General features: G+C 66.6%; 2 protein-coding genes. Both read left to right on the plus strand.

The genetic code is table 11. The features are described 5' to 3' along the window. Positions 1-136: 136 nt before the first annotated feature. Positions 137-1,045: a tyrosine-type recombinase/integrase gene (locus EOC94_RS33105; RefSeq protein WP_126106634.1), complete on the plus strand. Its 909-nt coding sequence runs from the start codon at positions 137-139 to the stop codon at positions 1,043-1,045. 2 nt (positions 1,046-1,047) lie between these two features. Continuing rightward, complete coding sequence (locus tag EOC94_RS33110; protein WP_126106633.1) at positions 1,048-2,241, plus strand: IS91 family transposase; 1,194 nt, start codon at positions 1,048-1,050, stop codon at positions 2,239-2,241. The last annotated feature ends 302 nt before the right edge of the window (positions 2,242-2,543 follow it).

Here is a 2,543-nt window from a genome sequence, read left to right on the forward strand (position 1 = left end):
GGGCCGTTGAACGAACCCGCTGCGCGGGAGGGCGCCTGCGATTGAGGTAGAGATCGGGGACCGGTCGTCGCGCCTGCATTGAGCGTTGTTCGGCGGCGGCAGAGCATGACGGGCTTCTTCAACAAGGAGCCTGACCATGACCCATTCCGCTCTCGATGCCCCCATCGGCCCTTTGCGCCAGCGGTTGACCGACGACATGAACATGCGGCGTTTCTCACGGGAGACGCAGCGCAACTATCTCCGCGACATCGGACGCCTGGCGACGTTCCTCGGGCGTTCACCAGACACAGCGACCACCGACGACCTGCGCCAGTTCCAGATCGAGCAGCAGGACGACGGTGTTCCCGTGCCGACGATGAACAGCATTGTGTCGGCGCTGCGCTTCTTCTTCACGCATACGGTCGATCGTCCCGATCTGGCGCGCAAGCTCGTTCGTCTGGCGCACCCGCGCACGCTGCCGGTGGTGCTGAGCCGCGACGAGGTCGCCCGGCTGCTCAACGCCACCACCTGCCTCAAGCACCAGGCCGCCCTGTCGGTCGCTTATGGCGCGGGCCTGCGCGTGGCGGAGGTGTCGACGCTGAAGATCGCCGACGTCGATAGTGAGCGCATGCTGCTACGTGTCGAGCGCGGCAAGGGCGGGCGATACCGGAACGCCATGCTGTCGCAAGACCTGCTCTTGTTGCTGCGCCAGTGGTGGAAGGTCGGACGCCAGCAGGGCGTGATGCACCGCGACGGCTGGCTGTTTCCGGGGCAGCATGCGATGAAGCCCATCAGCACCCGCCAGCTCTATCGCGTGGTCGTCGAGGCAGCGCAGGCGGCCGACATCGCCAAGCGCGTCGGGCCGCACACGCTGCGCCACAGCTTCGCGACCCATCTTCTGGAGGACGGTACCGACATCCGGGTCATCCAGGTGCTGCTCGGGCACGCCAAGCTCAATAGCACCGCCTTCTACACCAAGGTTGCAACCCGCACGGTGCGCACCGTCACGAGCCCGCTCGACAAGCTTGGCCTCTTCAAGCCGGAAGAGATCTCACCCGACGGCTGAGCGTGCGCGCCTCGATCGAGGTTGCCGACATCTTCCGCACTGCCGGGCCCGCCTACCGGGCCGCCCATGCAGGGCATCTGACACTGCAGCAGCTCAAGGTCATGTCGGCGATCGAGCACTGCCGCACCGCGGCCCTTGGCGGTCACGTGGAGGCCTGCGAGGACTGCGGCCACTGGCGCATCGCCTACAACTCCTGCCGCAACCGGCACTGTCCAAGGTGCCAGGGTGCCGCGGCGCGGACATGGCTTGCCGAGCGCGAGGCCGACCTGCTGCCGGTCGGCTACTTCCACGTCGTCTTCACGCTGCCGGCCGAGGTCGCCGACATCGCCTTCCACAACAAGGCGGCGGTCTACGACCTGCTGTTCAAGGCGGCGTCGGAGACGATGCTGACCATCGCGGCCGATCCGAAGCATCTGGGCGCACGCATCGGCATCACCGCCGTGCTCCACACATGGGGTTCGGCGATGACGCATCATCCGCACGTGCACATGATCGTGCCAGGCGGTGGCATCTCGCCGGACGGAAGCCGGTGGATATCGTCGCGTCCCGCCTTCCTGCTGCCGGTGCGGGTGCTCGGCAAGCTGTTCCGCCGGCTGTTCCTCTCCCGGTTGGTCGCGCTGCACGACGCTGGCCGGCTCGCCTTCTTCGGCGCAATTGCTCATCTCGCGGAACGGCGGGCATTCCTGCGCCATCTGTCGCCGATCCGGAAGAAGCGCTGGGTGGTCTACGCCAAGGCGCCCTTCGCCGGCCCGGAAGCGGTGCTCGCCTACCTGTCGCGCTACACCCACCGGGTGGCGGTCTCGAACAGCCGCCTCATCCGCCTCGACGAGAGCGGCGTCACCTTCCGCTACAAGGACTATCGTCGCGAAGGCGCCGACCGGCAGCAACTCATGACGCTCGCGACCGACGAGTTCATCCGCCGCTTCCTGCTGCATGTCCTGCCGCGTGGCTTCCATCGCATCCGGCATTGCGGCCTGCTTGCCGGTTCTGCTCGCAAGGCCAGCCTCGCGCTTGCTCGTGAACTCCTGAACGTCGCCGCACCGTCCGACGATGACACCACGGACGAACCGGACAACTTTCGCCCGCCATGCCCCTGCTGTGGCGGCCGCATGATCGTGATCGAGGTGTTCGAACGATGGAGGCAGCCGCGCGGACCGCCACACGGTTCCCCGTCGACCGGGAGCAGCACGCCATGACCCAGCATGGAAAGGTTCAGCCTTCAACTGCAGGCACTCAGCCTCCGGCAACGGATCGACGCACGTCTATGGTGATTATCGACTCCGACAGAGCCGCGCCCAGCCGCCCACCGTTCGGACAACACCGCGCGGAGGCGCAACGAAGCGGTCTGTCCGCATTCACCCCAGAGCTCCTCGACGGCGGTCGCGCCATCGCCGACATCTGCCGAAATCCGAAATCCCCATAGCCATCGCCTGTGGCCCGCGGGTTCCTTCCTCGGGGACTTTCGTACGCCTGCCGGCGCCCGAAACTCTTCACGAAA

The organism is Mesorhizobium sp. M6A.T.Ce.TU.016.01.1.1 (assembly GCF_003997065.1).
GTDB lineage: Bacteria > Pseudomonadota > Alphaproteobacteria > Rhizobiales > Rhizobiaceae > Mesorhizobium > Mesorhizobium mediterraneum.